1 protein-coding gene is annotated in these 345 nt (G+C 46.4%); it reads right to left on the bottom strand.

Annotated features, from left to right (window positions below; translation table 11 throughout):
• Window positions 1-191 (bottom strand): hypothetical protein (locus BWR59_RS32690; RefSeq protein ID WP_218191329.1); only part of this gene is annotated, 191 nt, incomplete at its 3' end.
• Between the last annotated feature and the right edge of the window lie 154 nt (window positions 192-345).

Raw genomic sequence — 345 nt, forward strand, 5'->3', positions numbered from 1 at the left:
GGTCTACCATTTTTTTCTAAGGCGATCAGCATCTCTATGAAGTCGCTCATGAAAATAAAAATCATCATGGACTGACTCGGAGTTCGTCCTGCGGATGTAATCGTCTTTCCTTGGTGCTCTAAAGTGATGTCCCCCATTTCAAAGCCGCTGGTGCGGTCCTCGATAGGTAATAGCTTTATTGAGATTTCCATAGTCAAGGGCCTGTTATCACTGGGAACATGGTCACGACAGAGTGATCTTTTGTGTCAACCACTGCTTTCACGGACCGTGTGGATGAGTGCCCGACACCTGGCGGTATCAATATGTATCCATCCCTTTTTGAGATCGCCATTAGTAATGGTCGGT

It is taken from the genome of Pseudomonas sp. Bc-h (assembly GCF_002080045.1).
Classification (GTDB): Bacteria; Pseudomonadota; Gammaproteobacteria; order Pseudomonadales; family Pseudomonadaceae; genus Aquipseudomonas.